This window comes from Streptomyces sp. NPDC051636, assembly GCF_044453765.1.
Classification (GTDB): Bacteria; Actinomycetota; Actinomycetes; order Streptomycetales; family Streptomycetaceae; genus Streptomyces.
The window spans coordinates 18,066-35,568 of the sequence record NZ_JBITDA010000008.1; the positions used below are offsets into that span (position 1 = coordinate 18,066).

11 protein-coding genes and 2 pseudogenes are annotated in these 17,503 nt (G+C 68.5%); 9 read left to right on the plus strand and 4 right to left on the minus strand.

The annotated features are described in order from the left end of the window. The first annotated feature begins 18 nt into the window (after positions 1 to 18). Positions 19 to 864 carry a hypothetical protein gene (locus tag ACIBBH_RS16755; protein WP_399405168.1) on the plus strand — a complete coding sequence of 282 codons (846 nt, stop codon included), beginning with the start codon at positions 19 to 21 and terminating at the stop codon, positions 862 to 864. Between the two features lie 441 nt (positions 865 to 1,305). Here the strand turns inward: ACIBBH_RS16755 and ACIBBH_RS16760 are convergent, their stop codons facing one another. Then, the gene (locus ACIBBH_RS16760; protein ID WP_399405540.1) at positions 1,306 to 2,589 is read right to left on the minus strand and encodes a phosphatase PAP2 family protein; all 1,284 of its coding nucleotides are present in this window, start codon (positions 2,587 to 2,589) and stop codon (positions 1,306 to 1,308) included. Between the two features lie 349 nt (positions 2,590 to 2,938). On the opposite strand from ACIBBH_RS16760, the pseudogene ACIBBH_RS16765 reads away from it, so the two are divergent. Continuing rightward, positions 2,939 to 3,055 (plus strand): annotated as a pseudogene (locus ACIBBH_RS16765) (transposase); the annotation flags it as partial. 62 nt (positions 3,056 to 3,117) lie between these two features. Here the strand turns inward: ACIBBH_RS16765 and ACIBBH_RS16770 are convergent. The 3 genes from ACIBBH_RS16770 to ACIBBH_RS16780 form a co-directional block, all read right to left on the minus strand. Beyond that, positions 3,118 to 3,510 (minus strand): hypothetical protein, encoded by a 393-nt coding sequence (locus tag ACIBBH_RS16770; RefSeq protein WP_399405170.1) that lies wholly within the window; start codon positions 3,508 to 3,510, stop codon positions 3,118 to 3,120. Continuing rightward, complete coding sequence (locus tag ACIBBH_RS16775) at positions 3,510 to 6,005, minus strand: DUF4132 domain-containing protein (RefSeq protein WP_399405172.1); 2,496 nt, start codon at positions 6,003 to 6,005, stop codon at positions 3,510 to 3,512. Before ACIBBH_RS16775 ends, ACIBBH_RS16770 begins: the two co-directional genes overlap by 1 nt. Before the next feature lie 822 nt (positions 6,006 to 6,827). Further along, a complete protein-coding gene (locus ACIBBH_RS16780; RefSeq protein WP_399405174.1) occupies positions 6,828 to 7,718 on the minus strand; it encodes a glycoside hydrolase family 19 protein in 891 nt (296 codons plus the stop codon). Between the two features lie 317 nt (positions 7,719 to 8,035). Between ACIBBH_RS16780 and ACIBBH_RS16785 the strand changes: the two are divergent. From ACIBBH_RS16785 to ACIBBH_RS16815, 7 genes and pseudogenes are all read left to right on the plus strand, one after another. Further along, positions 8,036 to 9,034 (plus strand): annotated as a pseudogene (locus tag ACIBBH_RS16785) (transposase); the annotation flags it as partial. Positions 9,035 to 9,050: 16 nt separating this feature from the next. Beyond that, the gene (locus ACIBBH_RS16790; protein WP_399405176.1) at positions 9,051 to 9,848 is read left to right on the plus strand and encodes a hypothetical protein; all 798 of its coding nucleotides are present in this window, start codon (positions 9,051 to 9,053) and stop codon (positions 9,846 to 9,848) included. Positions 9,849 to 10,055: 207 nt separating this feature from the next. Beyond that, positions 10,056 to 10,790, plus strand: a complete 735-nt coding sequence (locus tag ACIBBH_RS16795) for a hypothetical protein (protein ID WP_399405178.1) — start codon at positions 10,056 to 10,058, stop codon at positions 10,788 to 10,790. A gap of 53 nt (positions 10,791 to 10,843) precedes the next feature. Further along, positions 10,844 to 11,167, plus strand: coding sequence for a GntR family transcriptional regulator (locus ACIBBH_RS16800; RefSeq protein WP_399405180.1), 324 nt, complete (start codon positions 10,844 to 10,846; stop codon positions 11,165 to 11,167). A gap of 951 nt (positions 11,168 to 12,118) precedes the next feature. Next, entirely contained in the window at positions 12,119 to 12,991 is an 873-nt protein-coding gene (locus ACIBBH_RS16805; RefSeq protein WP_399405182.1) for a calcium-binding protein, read from the plus strand. Positions 12,992 to 13,056: 65 nt separating this feature from the next. Beyond that, complete coding sequence (locus tag ACIBBH_RS16810) at positions 13,057 to 13,836, plus strand: calcium-binding protein (protein WP_399405184.1); 780 nt, start codon at positions 13,057 to 13,059, stop codon at positions 13,834 to 13,836. Positions 13,837 to 16,325: 2,489 nt separating this feature from the next. Further along, positions 16,326 to 17,438: a catalase family protein gene (locus ACIBBH_RS16815; protein ID WP_399405186.1), complete on the plus strand. Its 1,113-nt coding sequence runs from the start codon at positions 16,326 to 16,328 to the stop codon at positions 17,436 to 17,438. Positions 17,439 to 17,503: the final 65 nt, after the last annotated feature.

A 17,503-nucleotide genomic window follows, 5' to 3' on the forward strand; every position in this document is an offset into this window, starting at 1 on the left:
CAGAAAGGTTCTGGCCCCATGGCTGAGCGTGCTGTCGCGCGCCGGATCGGCGCTGCCGTCATGTCCCTGGCCGCGCTCGGAACGGCGGCGGGGCCGGTGTGGGCACAGCCCCGGGCGGCGTCGGAGGATCGGACCGTCATCCGTGCCGAGGTTGCCACGGCGCCCGTCAAGGGCAGCGCCCGGAGGGAGACCGGCGGACCGCTGCTCACCGGTCACCGGAGCCGGCCGTCGCGACCGCCCGGGACCACCACCCGCGTGTTGCCCACCACCGCGGTCCACGGCGTCGACCTGGCGCACCCTGGCACGGCACTTCCTGTCGGTGTGTCCCAGTCGTCGCCGTCGGCCGACTACGCCCCCGTCACCGAAACGGTCAAGGGCAGGGTGGGGGACACCGTCGTGGTCCGGCTCGGTGTGACGCACCTGGGCCCCGGTTCCCCCGACGGCGGGGCCCCCGGATCCTTCGCGGTGGTGCCGCCACCCGGGACCACGGTCACGTCCATTCCCTGGGAAGGGGACGACGACGATCGGAGATACTCCTGCCAGCCGCCGCAGGACAAGGACAACTACTTCTTCCTGTGCGACCTTTCGGAGCTGGGTGCTCCATGGCCCGGGTCCCCGATCACCATCGGTTTCCACGTCCGCATCGACAAGCGGATCCCCGGCGCCAAGGGCTCCATCACCGTGTACAGTCCGAACGACCCTGTGCCCGGCAACGACCGTGACGCGATCCCTGTCGAGGCCGCACCCGCGCCGCTCTGGCGGTGGCAGCTCTGGCACTGGCACCATTGGGCGCTGGCGGCGGGGGCGTTGGCCCTTTTGGCCGCGGCGGGCGGATGGTTCGTCAGGAGGCGGAGGGCTCCGTGAGCGCGGCGGTGTCCGGGCGCGAGCGCGAGGTCGACCAGCGTCCGCACCGGTCCTTCCGGGCACAGCAGCGCGTCGCACAACTCCAGCAGCGCGTCGCCCCGCACAGCCAGGCACCCGTACAGCTCCGTTCGCGAGCGTGGTACTTCCGCGAACGCATCCCCCTGGGAACCTTGACGCACCACACCCACGACTACGACCTTCGCGCTGTTCCCATGTCTCTGTGGCGGAGCACAGGACCAGACGAAGGCCGCCGCCCTCACGTCAGCTGAACTGCGAAAACATACCGGGTGGGTGCAGGAAGAGCTCACCAGCACGATGACGGACGCAGCGGGTGCCCGAGCGACCGTGACCGCCGCCTACGAAGAGGCAGCCCTCAGTGTGGAGGTCTGCGACACGGGCGGCACTCCGAGCGCAGGCGCGGGCAGAGGCTGCGGACTTGACTCAGATGAGTGCGGGTTGTGGTCCGGGCTGCTGCGCTGGCGCGGCCTTCGGATCCCACAGCTTGGTGGTCCGCACGTAGTAGTGGACCACTGAGGCCGGCGCCAGAATGAGAAGTGGTCCAAACACCCACGGATGCGTGGCCATCTCCATCGGCAGATAGCGATATGACACCAGGAGCGCGGCGAAGACCGCTGTCCCGTAGGTGACCAGCTGGAATCCTGACCGGTCCCAGCCACGTTGGAGCGAGCGCAGCGCTGCCTCGACGGTGAGCGCGAAGATCACGCCGGCAACCAGATCCACGCCGTAGTGGTAGCCGAATCCCAGTGTTGCGCCGAGCGTAGCAACCAGCCAGAACGCGCCTGCGAATCGCAGAAGCCGCGGCCCTCTGCGGGAGTGAATGAAAATCGCGGTGGCCCACGCTGTGTGCAGGCTGGGCATGCAGTTGCGTGGGGTGATCTCGTCGAATGCCATCGGGTGCGGGGTATTGATCGGCGGCGGCGAGTCCGGCCACATGTTGGCCACGGCCCAGTGCCCGCCGTCGGCGCCGTAGGCGAAGATCGGTCCGACCACCGGGAAGATCATGTAGATGCCCGGCCCGAGGAGGCCGATGACGAGAAAGGTGCGCACCAGATGATGGCCTGGGAAGCGGCGCTCGACGGCCACGTTACGCAGCTGGTACAGCGCGACGACGACCGCGGCCACCGCAAGCTGAATGTAGACGTAGTCGAGAACATGGGCGCCGATCGGGCCGGTGGCCGTGACAAACCGGCCTACCAGCCATGACGGGTTGCCCAGCGCATGATCGGCGGTTGCCACGTACTGGTCCAGCACCGCGGGGCGGGTTCTCGATGTGATGAGTAGCCAGGTATCGCCGGCCTTGCGGCCGGCCACCAGCAGCAGGCCCAGCCCGACGCCTTTCAGTAGCAGGACGCGTTCCGCACCTGTGCGGCGCGTGACAGCGATGACCGCAAAGCCCAAAATCACCCACAACGCGCCGTTGCCGAAGGGGTGGCCTTCGGTGATCTCGGCGTCGACCGCCCACCGCACCAGCAAGAAGGCGACGTCGATGCCGATCGCGGCACCAGCCGCGATGAACCGTTGGCGCCAGGTGAGAACCACCATCATCAACGCCATACTGGCGTACAGCAGGAAACCCGATTTTGGAGGGAACACAACCTCTCGCGCCTGGTTGGTGATCGGCCCTGGCAGGCCGTAGCGCCGCGCTGCGATCTCCAGCGTGATGAGGAATCCGAGGGCCGCCGCACCCGCCGCGGCCCACAGCATCGTCTGCGGTTGGCGCCACGCGGCGGACTTAATTATGCAGTTTTTTTGCGGAAACGCACGCGATGCTCTAGGTATCAATTGTTTGGCCGATTTGTTAGATGTTAGTAAATGGGTAACTCTTCGTACCGGATAGCATGGTTTTCCGGTGAGGATGGCGATCAGGGCACTCGTCGTGAGTTCGATCATGCTATCGGAGCGGTGCGGGTTGGGCGGGTCCCGGTGGTGCGAAGGTCAGTCAATCCTGCGCTCGATGGTCCAGCGTCTCGGGAATGACCACGAAACTCCCGACGTGGCGGTGGCTCGTTGTGCCGGTCTTGGGGCGGGGAGAGCCGGCGTCCGGGGCCGTCTACGCATTGCCCGCGAAGGCATCGAGTCCAGCGGACCATTGGGCCGCCGTCGCTGGGTCATCGAACGCTCCATCTCCTGGCTCACCGACTACCGCCGACGCAGCCACCGCTACGAACGGAATCCCCGCAAAGGCGCTGCAGCACCCACGCCTGGCCTCGTCGGCCGAGACGTGCCGGTCTCTCAGCCGCCGACGAGGGCGACCAGCTTGATGAAGACCAGGTCGGAATCGGCGGTGAGCTCCACGACTTCGTCGAGGTCCTCGACCTGGCGATCGCCGGCCAGTACGAAGAACCCGTTGGCCAGGAAGGCGCGCTCGGCGATCTCGGCCTGGCGCTCCCAGTCGATGCGGCGGGGCTCGCGGAGTCGATAGCCGTTCAGTTCGGTCTCGGCGTCGTCGGGGCGGATGAGGCCGTTGAAGCGGTTGCTCGGGCGGGCGTTGTGCCGGGCGACCTCCTCGCGGACCCGGAGCCTGATCAGCTCCCGTACGGTCATCCGGTCGGGCAGCCCGGTGACCTCCCACTCGGTGACCGGCTTGCCCGTCGCGGTCTCGTCCCGGAATGTCACGGTGGCCATCAGGCACCTCGCTTGATCTGTGTGAGGATGGACTCGTCGGTGATCTTGGTGTCGGCTGCGAGCAGGAATGCCTTGCTGAGGATCAGGGAGAGCCGGTCGTCCTCGAACGGCAGGAACGCCGTGCCGTCGCCCTTGCCGCGCGACGGGACGATGCACAGGTAGGCGTCGTCGGGCTCCATCAGGATGTTGGCCGAGCCCAGATGGATCTTGTACGTGCCCAGGTCCCCGCGGACCAGCAGGAAGCGGCCGTCGAGCGTGCACCGGCCGGCGATCTTCAGGCGCGGCAGGATCCGCTCCAGTGCCTCGCGGCGGACCTCGGCGCTCGCCGTCAGCGCACCGAACGTTGCCGTCCGCCAGTACCCGGCATAGCGGTCCTCGCCCCGGTCGGTCCAGTCGGGATCGGCGGCGATCGACGTCACGCCCACGAACAGATCGACGTCCCGCATCGCCTCGCTGAACACCAGCGGGGGCACCTCCGCCAGCGGAACCTCCCGCCACCGCCGGCCGTCCCGCCGCTCGAAGCGGACCTGGTCCGTCGCGGCGTGCTCGGGCGCGTAGCCGCCGTCGTCGTCCGCGGCGGGCTCGTGGTGGAAGCAGGCCCGCCACTCGCCGTCGCCGAACTCGGCTCGCGCCTTCCCGTCGTAGCCGCCGTCGTACCGGCCGAGGAAGTTGGCCTGCCAGCCGCGTTCCTTGAACAGCGCGTAGAGCTGCCGGTAATGGACGATGTGGGCGGCGAACCGGTTGGAGTAGACGGCGGTCTCCTCCTCCGCCGGGGTGAGCACGTAGATCTCCCGGAAGGCCTGTTTGAACGGCTGCCGCAGCCGCTCGGCGACGAGCCGCTCCCGCCACGTGCTGATGTCGTCCGTCGACGCCCGGATCGGATGCCACAACCGGACGCGCTCGGCCCGGCCGGGCGGCTCGGCCATCGGCGCCACCGCACGCCACTCGCCGTCCGCTTCCTGGAACTCCCAGATCAGGCCGCGGACGAGAACCCCGGTGACCGGATGGTCGCGGTAGTAGCGGCACCACTCGTCGTACGGCCACTCACGCCCGGCCGACATCAGCGCCTCGATGCGGGCCCGCTCACCCGACAGTGTCCCCCGCACCTTCTTGGCCAGGGTCTTCAGCTCCTGGAGCTCGTCCGGGAAGCCGTCCTTCACTGCCGCCGGAGCCGTGCGGGACGTCCCCCCGTCGGGGCGTGTGAAGGTGAGCCGCACGGTCGCCGCTCCCTCGATCGCCACCCGTACCCGGTATCCGCCCAACTCCCGTTCCAGCCTGCCGTCGGGCGCCAGTCCGTGGTCCGGCACGCTGCGCTCGATGAGCTGCCCCGCCGTGATGCCCTGCTTCCCGGCTGCCGTCACCAGCGCGGTGCCGAGCTGCTTGCGCAGAGCCCGGTGCTTGACCTGGGTTTGCAACCGCCACAGGGCTTCCAGAGAGGCCGGATCGCCGGTCTCGGCCAGCGCGTTGATCGCTGCGCCCGCGAGCTTGAGGTCCGCGATCACGCCGGTTCCGAGGCCGCCGGAGCGCAGGGCGAGCGCGGCGAGGTGCTGCACCACGGTCGGGTCGCCGGTCAACGCGGCCGCCCAGACGATGCCGCGCGCCAGGTCACCGTCGTTCTGGTGGACGACGTAGTGGTAGTGGTAACCGTCGTGGAGCCAGCCGGTGTGCGCACCGCTTCCCCTGCTGCACAGCGGATCGCCCCCGGCCAGTGCCCGCAGGACGTCGGCCACGAGGTCCCGCGCCGACGCCGCGTCCGCGAGTTCGAGGCACCTCCGTCGCCACCTCTGCGAGGGACGCGGCCCCGACAGGCTCACCAAGTGCCGCACAAAGCCGGCCAGTTCCGGTGTCGGGGAGGTCTTCGCGCGGTCGCACAGCGGGGCGGCCCAGGGAGCGTCGGCGGGGATCAGTCCCTCGGGGATGTACGCCTCGTCCGCGCTCGCGAGCAGCGCGCGGAGGCGCTGGGCGAGCGAGGCGCGCAGGCGCGCCTCGACAGTGATGGCCATGAGGTTGGCGTGTGCGTGCCGCAGCCAGGGCATGACCGCACGGCGGCCGTCGGCGCCGAGCTGTTCGGCGGCGTTCAGCACCAGCCCCAGTGAACGGGCGAACCAGGAGCCCATGTCGTACTCGGTGGCCCGGCGCAGCATCACCGCCACCTCGTCCGGCGTCCAGCCGCGCACCCGCGAGATCAGGGGCCCGATCTCGGTGTGGTACTGCCACAAGCGCGTATCGTCGAAGCAGGCTGCCAGCATGAGGCACAGGACCGCGGCCCTGCCCTCCTCGTCCACGCAGGCCGCGAGCCGCCCGTCGATCTCGGCCCGGGTCGCCGCGCCCTCCGCCCTGAATCGCCGGTGCACGTTCCCCATGGACCGACGGAGCTCGGTCCGCTGACGTTCCAGGAGGTCGACGAGCCAGCGGACGCGGTGGAGCGCGGCGGACCTCACGTCGTCGAGCGAGTCGTTCCTACGGGATTCGGCCACCAAGGCGTCGTACAACATGGCGGGATGATGACAGAGGGGACTGACAACACGATCAACGCAAAGGAGCCCCGCGCCTGTTCATGTGATCACCGGGTCCAACTACCGGCGGCCCGCAGGTGGCCCACGCACGGCGTCCGGGGCGCGAGCCGCGTCCCGTCCCGGGGTGCCCAACGCCCACACCCCGGACCGGTTCATCGGACACCCGCGCAGCTTCGATACGGCAACCAACAGCATCAACACCGACCGGGGCTCCCCGTCCGGCACCCGGCAGCAGCTGGACCTGCCACGCGGATCCTTAGCGGTGAGCCATTTCAGGATGGCAACTGATCGCAGGTGACGGTGACCGGGTACCCAACGCGCGAGGCTCCTGCGCCGTTACGGGAGGTGTTCGAAGTCTCAACCCGTTGGCGCAGGAGCCTCCTTGGTTTCCTGTCCTGCCGCACTCATGTGACGACCGGACGGTGTGCCCGCCGACGCCTACGACCGCAGCGCTTCCATCCGTGCCAGCACCAGGCCCATACCGAGGCGGTGGCCATCTCCTGGCCGTCAGCGGTCGTTGACCGAGCCAACCCCGATCGGCGAGGGCCTGCAGGATGCGCTGGTGGTCCATCGACAGCACCGGCCATGCCAGCCCCGCTCCTGCTTCGAGTGTGAACCACCGGGCGGTGCTGCTTCATGAGGCGGCCCTGCCGGGCGAGGGTCCTCGTGTCGCTGTTTGAGGAGCTGTTGTTGCCGGTGCAGTTGTCTGCGTCCGTGATGTGCTTCAGGCCGGAACAGTGACCGAGGTCTGGCCCACGCCTGGTGAGCCGCGCACTCACCTTATGGACTCGTGCACGGCGATCAGCAGTAGAGATTGCCGCCGGGTGACGTCCCCAGGATCTGCGCGAACCGCTGGTAGGCGTCCACGCGGCTCTGTACCTGCGCTGGGTTCTTGCCGTCGCACTCGAGGGAGCCGTTGATGCTGCGGATCGTCTGGCCGAAGCCGGCGCCGTTGACCATGGCGTTGTGCGGCGTCATGGTGCCGGGCCCGGTCTGGGTGTTCCAGTACCAGAGGGCTGTCTTCCAGGCCACGGCGGCGTCGTTCTGCACCAGCCACGGGTTGTTGAGGAGGTCGATGCCGAGCGCGTCGCCCGCGGCCTTGTAGTTGAAGTTCCAACTGAGCTGGATGGGGCCGCGCCCGTAGTAGGCCGCCTGGCCGGCCGGGCAGCCGTACGGCTGGCTCCAGTCGCAGTAGTGCGGGTAGTTGGCGGTGTTCTGCTCGACCACGTACACGAGACCGCCGGTCTCGTGGCTGACGTTGGCGAGGAAGGCCGCGGCCTCCTGCTTCCTGACCGTGTCGCTGCCGGTGTTCGCGAAGGCGGGGTAGGCGCTGAGAGCGGCGGTGAGGCCGCTGTAGGTGTAGAAGGAATTCCGGCTCGGGAACATCTGGTTGAACTGGGCCTCGCTCACCACGAAGGTGCCGACGGAGGTGCCGGAGCCGCTGTCGCAGGCGTAGGGCTCCCAGTACCAGGTGCTGATGGTCGGGTCGTAGCCGGGGTTGTCGTGTTCGGCGATGTAGGCCTTGCCATCGGTGTAACGCACGATGTCGCCGGTTGTGTACGGCCTTCCGGCGACCCAGCTCGGGTAGGTCGAACAGGCGGCTGCGGACGCGTCCGCAGCCGGCAGCAGGACAGGCACGGTGCTTCCGAGGAGGAGTGCGGTGACCACGGCGGAGATGCGGCGTCTCGACACAGGATCAACTCCTTTGCGCAGCACGGCCGCACCCGGGCAAGGGCAGCGCGAAGCCGGGCCTTGTGCGCACGTGCCGGTCGGACCGGCCACGGCGTGGGCGCGGCCGTGGTGGGGGGTGTGGAGGCACACTCAACCGCGTTGGTCTGTACCAGTCAAGGGTGTAGACCAGTCAACTCGCTCCGCCCGGGAGAGCTGTGCATGTCCAGGCAGGTCTGCGGTGTTTGCGCTGCTGCCCGTCAATGCCCTGCCCGTGGGCTAACCTGCGCGTTTCACTTGCCACGGTGTCCGGATCTTGAGCGGGAACGCGAAAGCGCCTTCTGAGCCGGGACGATGAGGCTTGTCTAAGGTCTGCGTCGTTCCAGCAGGAAGGCACTTTCTGCTTGCACACTACCGGGGCGCGCCCCAAGCTCGTCGTCTCGTCCGACGGACGCGGGGTGGTCAGCCATGCGGGTCCCGTCTGCTGGCCGATCTCGCCGATGCCACCAAGCCTGACCGTCGCGTTCACCAACGCGCTGCGCCGACTGCGGACACGCGGGACGGGACACAGTCCGGGCAGGATCGCGGTGGAGCTGGCGGTGATGCTCGCAGACGGCGGCGAGGCCATCGCGGACCTGGCTCTCCTGCGCGATCAGGCCGAGGTGTTCGGTCCGGTGGCTTCCACTCCGACCGCCTGGCGGCTGCTGGCCGGCATCGATCCTGCCGCCCTCGCGGCACTGCGGGCGGCTCGTGCCACCGCCCGCGAAGTCGCCTGCATGCAAGCCGCCGACACCGGCCCTGGGATACCCGCGGCCCACGCGGGCGGACGCGATCTTGCGGGCCTGGTCCTGAAACATCGACGCCACCCCGATCACCTGCCACCCCGAGAAGGAGCATGCGGCTGCCACCTGTAAACGCGGCTTCGGCCACCACCCGCTGCTGTGCATCCTGGACAACACCGGAGAAGCCCTGGCCGGAGTACTGCGGCCGGGCACGCCGGGGCCAACACCGCCGTTGATCACATCGCCGTCCTCGAGCAGGCCCTGGTCCAGATCCCCGACGCCCACCGCCACGGCACCCCCACCCCCATCCTCATCCGCACCGACAGCGCCGGAGGCGCCAAGGCATTCCTGCACCACATACGCGCCCTGCGCTCCCGCGGCATCCACACCTTCTTCTCGGTCGGCTATCCCGTCACCGAACCGGTCCGCCGCGCGATCCGCGCCCTGCCCGAGCACGTCTGGCATCCCGCGCTGGAGCAGGACGGCTCCCTGCGCACCGGCGCGGAGGTCGCCGAGCTGACGGGCCTGGTGGACCTGGACGGCTACCCCGACGGCACGTCCCGGCGAGGTCATCATGGACGCCGAGGAGGCCGCGCCCCGCCTGCTCGTCCAGGCGAGGACCCACCTGGCTGGCGGCAACGCAGGCATCGAGCTGCTCGCTCACATCCACGGCCGTCCGATCTACGCCATGGTCGACCAGGCCGGGACCCCAGACGCATCGCTCATGCTTGGGCTCACTGCCGCGAACGAAGAGGGGAACGCCCGAGCTGTCACCATCCGGGAAGAGGACCTCGCGAGGGTCGCCCCGGAAACATTGCTGACAGCGGTCACCGCATGGGCGAACGCGACCGACTCCGGAGGGCGCCCCGTCTTGGACTACGCCCCCACAGCAAAGTCTCGGGAGCCGCTGCCCAGGTCGTCAGCAACAGGGCGTCGACCCCCGGCCGAGGAGGCGCAGGCTCCCCAGGCCGGTGCGGCCGCTCCCGCCCCGGCGATCGCAGCCCCCACCCGCGATCGCGAGATGGGTCAAGCGACTGCTGCTCAGAACAACCAGGCAGCCGAGGGGCTGTCGGGAAAGCCCGGTGCTGCGGTGGAGGCGGCAGGCGAGGCCGTCCCGGAGGCGCCGGCAGCGGCCCAGGGACCGTCGACGACCTCTTCGCCTTCGGCGTCCACCATCGTCGGCCTGTTCGCCATCGGTCACGGTGTCCCCGCCGACGTCGCCCTGCCGGCGATGCTGCTCGCTCCGGTCCTCGCCGAGCATCTGCCCGGCCGACTCGACGCCCGGGCCCGCTTACATGTCCGCAGCGTCGAAGGCGACGGTGCCGTCCGCTGCATGCAGCGCCTCGCCGCCGCGCTTGTATCAAATAGTTGACACATCGACCGCCGGAGTGACAGATTGCGCCATGCCATTGGTACAACTGCTGGAGGTCTGGTGCTCCTACTCTTTTTCGTGGTGGCCCCGTTCGCCGTCGGGCTGCTGGCGCTCCTGCTTCCCGGGCGCCGTAGAGACAGAGAGAGCCAACTCACCGGCGCACTCCGGCGCCACCAGCAATGCGTCGGGAGATGGCAGCAGAGGGGCGTGGTGCTGGGGCTGGCTGCCGCTGCCGGGCTCCATTTCCCCTTCAACCCCGATCGATGGAGCTATTGGCTGGCGGGCCCGGTCTTCGGCGCGTGCATCCTTGCCAGCGTCCTGGTCGGTGAACTTCGCGTCCCACGCCCGGACGGGGCGATGCGCACAGCGCTGCTGATGCCTCGCCGTGTGGGGGACTACCTACCGCGCCGATACGGGCCCCTGCTCGGCGCGCTCGTCCTGGCCCTGACAGCGCTGCTCACCGTCGCCGCCATCGTGACCTCCTCCCACACGACCAAGACGGGCGGATCTCTCCGCTTCTGCTCGAACATCCTCCTCTCCATGCCCATGTGGCCGAACCTGCCCACAGCCGTGGTCATGTTCGTCTCCGTCGTAGGCGGAGCGGGCGCATGCCTGCTCGTCGTCCGGGAGATCGCAACCCGGCCCGTGCTTTCCGCCGAACCGGCTCAAGACGCGGTGGACAACGCCCTGCGCACGGCCTCGGCCGAGGCAGTGACCTTGGCATGGGGTTGCCTGGTGGCGTCATCACTGCTCAGTTCCGCCGTAGTCACCGCCTACCTCCTCGACAATCTCTCCGCCTTGACAATGTCCTCGTGCACCAGCCCGTGGCTGATGCCCTCCAAGGTTGCCGCGTATACGCTGGTCGCCGGCTCGTCGACCGTGCTCGCCTATCTCTTCGTCAGGCTCAGGCGTCTGCCCCTACCGCGGAGGGCTGTCGCGTGAAACCGCTGACCGTCCGTGTGGACACAGCCAGCGCTGTCCCCCCTTATGAGCAGGTGCGTGTCCAACTGGCCGACCTCATCCTCGGCGGCTACCTGACCGAGAATGACCGGCTGCCGACCGTACGGCAGCTCGCAGCGGATCTCGGGCTGGCCATCGGCACGGTCGCCCGCGCGTACCGGGAACTGGAGACCGCCAACCTGGTCCGCACTCGGCGTGGGGCAGGCACCCGCGTCACCTCAGACCATGCCAATGCCCCAGATTCACAACTCGCCCAGGCCGCCCACACATACGTCACCACCAGCCGCCGTCTAGGGGCAAGCGACGACCAACTACTCGCCGCCGTCCGCATCGCGCTCACCGGCACCCCACCGGGGTGATCACAGGGATTGCTGGCAGCCGGGATGGCGGGGTGGGCCGCGAACTGGTAGGAGGAACCGCGGGGCCACCACTGGGCGAACCGGGTACGACGTGTGGTCCATGTCGCGTCACACCCGACAGGGTGTTCGGGATACCCGCCAGGTGGGAAGGCGCGGCCCGTCCTGCTGTCCCCGCTGCCCGCCTGAGGCGGGGTTACGGCGGAGATTCGCATCCAGGTGGCCTGCGGTGTGCGGTATCCGCGCTGTCATCCCGGAACGGGCTGACAGCATGGTTCGTCTCCGTGGCGCGGCTCGGCTCGATGGACGGCCACCGGCCTTCAACGCACGTCAGTGCAGCCCCAATGCCTCATCCAGCGCTGCTTGGAGAAGAATCGAGTAGCCTCCGAAGATCACCATCCGCTTCGACGAGACGGCCGCCTGATGTCCCGCAGGGCTCCGCCAGGCCCCCCGGCTCAACAGGCGTTCCACATCAACTGCGCTGGGTTCACCCGGGCCAGGCAGTAATTCAATGTGGTACGGATGAACCGTGAATTACACGCTCTCAACTGACAAAGCCCCGCTGCTTGTCATGCTCGAGGTGATCGATCCAGCCCGATGAGGACGGCGATCCACGCGCGGAGAAAAGAATTCGGCATTGGCGGTAATTCGTCTTCAGTGCGGCTTCCCGTCCCGGCATGCTCGGGGTGCCCAGACCGCCCAGTGACACCGGCCGAGGTGAGGCGGAGATGGGGGTTGAGGGGAGGGCCATGGTCGAGGACCGGTGAAGGCCGGCAAGGGCATTCAGATGCCGGGCCCGGAGGGACTATCCCGCACGTTCATCGCTTTCGCCCATGGCATGACCGCTCCCACCCCGTGGCGACCGACCCTTCGAGCCCGACTCGGTCCTCCGACCATGCGATGCGGTCGGCAAGAACTGCTGCTCGCGGTCGGTCCGGTGATGGAAGGAAGAGGGTGCCGGCCCCTGGCCGCACACAGGCCGTCACCCCGGAGAGCAATACGCCCGGTCGTGAGATCCAATCCATTGGTTCCCATTTGAGGGGGCAGGTCATGAGAAGAAGTGTCCATCGCACCGTCGCGCTTCTGGCCACGGTGTGTGGTTTCGTTCTGTACTTCACGGACGCATCCGCCGCGGCTCCCGCCGCTCGGCCGGCAGGGATTCTCGCCACGACGCTGGTGAACAAGACCGGCACCACCATCACCGTCACTGCCGGGGTGGGGCGGGGCAACAGCATCACCGTGGGGCAGACCGGCAACAGCATCACGGTCAGGGACACCGGAGACACCGTCGCAGCGTCCGGCGGCTGCACCGCAATCAGTACGACGGAAGTCGCCTGCACGGCCGCCGACACCACTGAACTCGTGGTCAACGCCGGTGACCAGAACGACAACGTCACCTCCTCGCTGGGGAACCTCGGTGTCACGCTGATCGGTGGCGCGGGCGACGACAATCTCTACGGCGGGTCCGCCAACGACACCCTCGAAGGCGACGAGGGTTCCGACTTCCTCTCCGGCGGCGCAGGCAACGACACCCTGACCGGGGGAGCCGACGCGGACAGGATCTTCGGCGGCGCCGGCAATGACTCCATCGAAGGACGCAGCGGCTCGGACGTCATCAACGGCAGTTCGGGCAACGACGTGATCGACGGTGGCACCGGCAACGAGCAGATCGTTGCCGGTGCCGGCAACGACTACGCCGACGGCGGCAGTGGTCGGGACACGATCGACGCCGTGGACAACGTCAGCGGCAACGACTACGTCGAAGGCGGTGCCGATGTGGACGACTGCCGCGCCGACCTCGGCGACGCCGTCAGCGGGTGCCCCTGATGAGCGTGCATGAGCGACACCCCGGGAGCAGCTACACGACGAGACGACAGCAAGGGCGGGGACCGATGGCAGCACGGCGTATCAGCACCATGGTGGTGGCGGTCGGCGCACTCCTCTGCGCCCCGGTGGTCGGTGCCTCCCCTGCGGTCGGTATGGTGCCCGCCGCCGGAACACTCGCCGACACGACGGTCGTCGAGCAGGTGGGCAGCACCCTTGTCGTCACGGCCGAAGATGGTGTGGCGAACGACATCACCATCCGACGGCAGGGCAACGTTGTCGTGGTCACCGACGCGGGGGACACCGTATCCGCTGCCGCTCCTTGTCAGCTGACCTCGACGCACACGGCGGAGTGCCCGCTGCCCGTCGCGGTGATCCAGGTCAATGCCAAGGACGCCGACGACGACGTCACCATCTCTCCGAACCTGGATGCTGCCGGGACGGTGGTCGGCGGTGCGGGTGACGACCACCTCAACGGCGGCCCCCGGGCAGACCGGCTCATCGGTGACGACCCCGCATCCAGCGCCCTGCGTGCCACCCCGGGCAACGACACCATCAACGGCGGGCCCGGCAACGACACCATTTCCGGACTGGCCGGCAACGACACCATCAACGGCAATGCCGGCAACGACACCCTCAATGGCGACGACGGCAACGACACACTCAACGGAGACCAGGGCAACGACACCCTCACCGGAGGCAGCGGGAACGACACGCACAACGGTGGCGAAGGCAACGACACCCTCAACGCCGTGGACAACGTGGTCTTCAACGACAACCTCGACGGCGGCCTCAGCTTCGACACCTGCAACCGCGACACGGGGGACACGGCAGTCAACTGCCCCTGAGGAACAGCACTTCCCCCGTCACCGATGGAGGGCCGGAAGGTGCCGGGCCGTGCGGCCGCGCCGTCCGACCCCCCTGGCCCGGATGCCCACGCCTGGGGGCGCGCTGCGTGACCAGGGCGGTGGACGGGCTGGCCGGACTGAGGTCGGCGTGGACGACCCGTGGGGGCAAGGCCGGCCCGGCCACCCACCGCGGCACGCCACCCCGTGAGACCGAACACCAGGATCACCAGTGCGGCCGTCACCAGGCCGGTATCCGGCAGGTCCCGCCACGCAAACCGGCGCGCACGGGCAACTCGTGGCGGCTGCGGCGCGGTTGCTGCTGCCCGTGGGACTCTGCTCCGCCTGACCACCCTGCGCCAAGACATCGCAGGAGTGAAGAGAATCACTTCGCGCAGGGATGTGGAGCCGCGGGAAGTGAGCAGCACGCGGCTTGGACCGAGCCGCGACCGTCGGCTCGTACGTCGAGGCTGCCGCGCCCTCCGGTCATCAACGACCCTTCCAGCAGAGTTACATACCCCACATTTCAGCCAGCGGTCGAGCGCTCATTCGATCCGCCCCGTTGACCCCAGTAACCGGTGACCCACCTGCAGATCGGTAAGTGAGGTTCGCACATGTTAAAGATCGGTCCGAGACAGACCAAGCGGCGTCTCCTCACCGCTGACTGCTGCCCGGCTTGGGTGCACCTTCCCTCCCATCAATTCAAGGACTGAGAACGGTCGCTTCATGGACTACTGCATCCCGTGCAGCCGCACGCTCAACGGCGCCGTAACCTGCCCGGAGTGTGGGGCGTACGACCCCGGTATGGCACAGCTGAGTGATCGGAGAGACGGTGCTCCGGCCGTCGACACGGCGATGCCGAAGATCCGTTTCAGCGAGGCACCGAGCTCCTCCGGGTCCCCTCTCCCCGAGTCACCAACTCCCTCGCAAGACCTGCCGGCAGACCGGTACGACCGTCCGTCGCGGCTGAAGAAGTATGCCGTCCAGTCCCTTGCCGCAGCCGCCTTCACCATCTTCGGAGGCCTGGCCACCGCCTCGGTGCTTCCCGAGTCGACAGCCCCACGAGCGGACTCCATCCCGGAGCAGTCATCCCCCGAGGAGCCCGGGGTCCGCGTCACCGATTCGTCGGCTTCACCGGAGCGTGTGACCACGCACCCAGCCCGAAAGGGCGTCCGGGACCGAAACAGTGACGGGATACGGCGTCCTCCGCCGGCGGCGACTCGCAGCAAGTCACCGGTCTCTCGGCCTCCCGTCACCACCAGTGCGCCGCCACCGGTGAAGGCGAAGCCGACCCCTCGCACCTCCAGCAGCCGCCGCCCCAGCTCGCCCTCGCAGACGGCAACGTCTTCCGCGAGGCCCACCGCCAGTCCTTCCGCCAGCATCAGCGCCTCTCCTACCAGTAGTGGCTCACCGAGCGGCAAAGGGGAAGCCGGTGACTGAGACACTGGCCGGGCTCCCCAGCTCAGAAACCGAGCCGGCCTGCGGAACGGGGCAGTGGACGGGGCGCTGGCCGCGCGGGCGCGCTCGGTGACCGCAGTGGATGCGTCGCCGTAGGTGCCGGGCATCGGCGACCGCCGCGCCGCTTCGTCACCGTGTTCTTCGCCTTCTGGCTCTTCCATGTTCCGAGGTCCCGGCTGCTTCCGTGATCCGGCGGAACTGACCGGCAAACTCGTGGCGTTGGGGTGGACGGCCGACATCCAACCGGGGGAGGAGTTCATCCTCGGCATCGCAGAGCCACTTCCCGTTCCCGTCAACGACCAGGAACTCGGCGAAGCTCCCGGTTGCAGCACCAGGTCGTGTCTCAGGGGCGGCCCAGGGTTCCGATTCAGAGTTTGGATGGGCAACGGCAGCTGATGGCCAGCAGAGTTGACCTTGCCACCAAGACCCATCAACGCTGCTCTGCAGGAACCTCGATGCGTATCCGCATCGCCGTCAGTGCCCTCGTTCTGGCCACCGCGGGCACCGCCGGCGCGGCGGTGCCCGCGACCGCCGCCGTTGCTGCTTCCAGCGCCTCAGCTCCTCTTCTCGCTCCTCTGCGCGGTCAGTCGTCGAGGATCATGCCGGTGACGTGGCCAGGACTCGTGGCCTGCAGCTCAGCGTGCGGCCGCGTTCCGGGCAGTGCGCCGGCGCTCCTCGTCACCGCCGCAAACCCTGACCAAGGCCGGCCTCAGGCCGCCGGCGTGGGCAGGGAAGGCCCGACGGCCGGCGGCATCTTCTTCGGACCCGGGCGACGCATACCCACCCAAGGACGAACCTCCGACTCAGGACGCCAGGTTCCCTGTGAGGTGGGTCAGACAGCGACTGGACTGCTTGTGGGAGCCGTCGGTTTCCGCCCCGTCGTCCCCCTGGCCCGCGTCCCGCCCCCCGGCACCAACGAGTAGCCGGCACCGATGATCGGCGCCGGGAACGTGCTATTGCCCACAGTTAAGTTGTGCACAATCAAGTTGGGTACTAGCGTCTGTGGGTAGCACCCACGAGAAGGAGGCGGCATCATGAATCCTGTCCGCTACGAGGACTACCGTCCCACCGAACGCCCGTCCTATCAGGAGGAGTTGGAAGCAGTCGTTGCCCAGGTGGCGCGTCGTACTCGCGCCTCGGTCGAGCGCGAGACCGTCGGCCGCGCTGTCCGCACTGCTCACGGAAAGACCTACGGCCTCCTCAGGGCCACCGTCACGGTTGGTGACAACCCCGGCTTCTACGGGCAGGGAATCTTCGCCCGGCCGACCGCGTACGACGCCGTCGTCCGCTACTCGAACGGCTTGGGCCACCTCCGCCCCGACCACCAGCTGGGCGCGGCGTGCGGAATGGGCATCAAGCTGTTCGGAGTCGCCGGCCCCACGCTGCTGGACGATGAACGTGACAGCGGCACCTTCGACCTCAACCTGATCAACAACGATGTCTTCTTCGCGAACACGGCCTACGACTACATGGTGATCGAGGACTTGTTCGCCGAATTGCCCGAGGCCCTGGTGGACCCAGGCCGCCGCAAGACCTGGATGGCGGAGTTCCTGACCCGCCGGCAGACGCTCACCGATCCCGAGAACTGGCTGTGGGACGAACTGCTCGCCATGCTGTCGTTCACCAGTGTCCCGCGCAGGAACCTGCTGTCGTACAGCTACAACAGCATGGGCGCCTTCCGGTACGGCGACCACATCGCCAAGATCCGTACGGTGCCGACCGCCGCGTCCCTGGCCTCCCTCACGCACCAGATCGTGGACGTGCGCGCGGACAATGAGGCATTCCGCCGCACCCTGGTGGCCGAGGCCGCGGAGCGAGACCACTCCTTCGAGCTCCAGGTCCAGCTCAACACCGATCTGGCCCGCATGCCGGTGGACAACACGTCCGTCAAGTGGCCCGAGGACCTGTCCCCCTGGGTGACGGTCGCCCGGGTGGATCTCCCGCGCCAGGATATCGGCGGCAACGACAACCTGGAGGCCGCCGACGCCACGTCGATCACGCCGTGGCGATCACGCGAGGAACACCGGCCCATCGGGGAGATCCAGCGGGTGCGGCAGGAGGTGTACCGGCGCTCGTCCATCGAAAGGCACCGCATCAACGGACAGGAGCGGCGCGAACCGGTCGGCAGCGCTGAGCTGCTGGACTGAGCCGCCTCGGCCGCCCCCCGCCGCCGCGCGGATCCCGTGGGGCCCGCACCGCCGTCCACCGGCCC

Excerpts from the sequence above, each read along its gene's own strand:
- ACIBBH_RS16815 (WP_399405186.1), top strand. The coding sequence starts at position 16,326 with ATGAATCCTGTCCGCTACGAGGACTACCGTCCCACCGAACGCCCGTCC.
- ACIBBH_RS16790 (WP_399405176.1), top strand. The coding sequence starts at position 9,051 with ATGGACGCCGAGGAGGCCGCGCCCCGCCTGCTCGTCCAGGCGAGGACC.
- ACIBBH_RS16770 (WP_399405170.1), bottom strand. The coding sequence starts at position 3,510 with ATGGCCACCGTGACATTCCGGGACGAGACCGCGACGGGCAAGCCGGTC.
- ACIBBH_RS16775 (WP_399405172.1), bottom strand. The coding sequence starts at position 6,005 with ATGTTGTACGACGCCTTGGTGGCCGAATCCCGTAGGAACGACTCGCTC.
- ACIBBH_RS16760 (WP_399405540.1), bottom strand. The coding sequence starts at position 2,589 with ATGCTGTGGGCCGCGGCGGGTGCGGCGGCCCTCGGATTCCTCATCACG.
- ACIBBH_RS16755 (WP_399405168.1), top strand. The coding sequence starts at position 19 with ATGGCTGAGCGTGCTGTCGCGCGCCGGATCGGCGCTGCCGTCATGTCC.
- ACIBBH_RS16810 (WP_399405184.1), top strand. The coding sequence starts at position 13,057 with ATGGCAGCACGGCGTATCAGCACCATGGTGGTGGCGGTCGGCGCACTC.